The organism is Yersinia sp. 1252 StPb PI, from assembly GCF_048593885.1.
Lineage (GTDB): Bacteria > Pseudomonadota > Gammaproteobacteria > Enterobacterales > Enterobacteriaceae > Yersinia > Yersinia enterocolitica_E.
The window spans coordinates 1-1,006 of sequence record NZ_JAZGQE010000406.1 but is presented as its reverse complement, the minus strand read 5'-3'; the positions used below and the strand labels follow the sequence as shown (position 1 = coordinate 1,006).

Genomic DNA, 1,006 nt, shown 5'->3' with positions numbered 1-1,006 from the left:
ATCAAACATATAAATGATAAAGCCTCAATAGTAATAATTGAAATAATACCGCCCCAAGCTCCATATTTAGAGGCAAGATATGCACAAAGAGGGATATGAATTACTGCCGAAATCATTGGTAAAATCGTATAGGATTTCTTATACCCATGAGGTAATAAAATGTAGTTAGCTAGTACAGTCGATTGTATAACCAGAATATAAACAGGAGAAAATAAAATTAAAAGTGTTGATACCTCCGAATATTCAGAGCCAAACATTATTTTAGTAATCAATTTAGAGAAAACTATGACACATATTGTTATAGCAATGCACAAGCCACCCTGCCAATAGAAAATCTTTCTGATTAAAGAGTAGGCCTCTTCTTTTTTATTAACCAATAACGAATTTATTCTGGGGTAAAATGCATTTCCTAGAACTAAAAATATACCTAAAATAGCCCCTTTAACTCTATCAGCTGCCGTAAATATACTGACTTCATAAACATTACTGAATATACCAATTATAATTGTTGTACTCATGGTATAAAGACTAATAGATAATGTTGCAAAAAATATCGGGAAAGAATCTTTTAATGTATGCGCTATCTTTAGACTAGAGAAGTTAACTACTCTTACAAGTTTTTTCCGATATATATATATTATTGCTATGATACCAGCCAATAAATTCATTGACGATTGAATTATTACTGCATATTTTATATCCGCATCACTGTGAACAAAAATAAAAAATAAAGGTAGCATTGATAGCTTTGCCACTATCATTAAATTTGTCACAACAGATAGTTTTTCTATGCCTTGGAAAAACCACGCTGGCATTAACGTGGTACCAATTAACATTAATACAGTATAAATCAACTCACTTTGGATAACAGCATGCGTACTTGTAATCGTAAGTAAAATAATTATAAGAATAGAAATGGCGCATAATATTGATTTGGAATAAAGTGTTTCAAAAAAAACTTTAGATATATATTCTGGATTTTCTTGATGTTCAGCAATTTTCTTCG

At 30.3% G+C, this 1,006-nt stretch carries 1 protein-coding gene; it reads right to left on the bottom strand.

Annotation, left to right across the window (positions count from 1 at the left end; genetic code table 11):
• Positions 1-1,006 (bottom strand): oligosaccharide flippase family protein (locus V2A85_RS23935; RefSeq protein ID WP_420072588.1); only part of this gene is annotated, 1,006 nt, incomplete at both ends.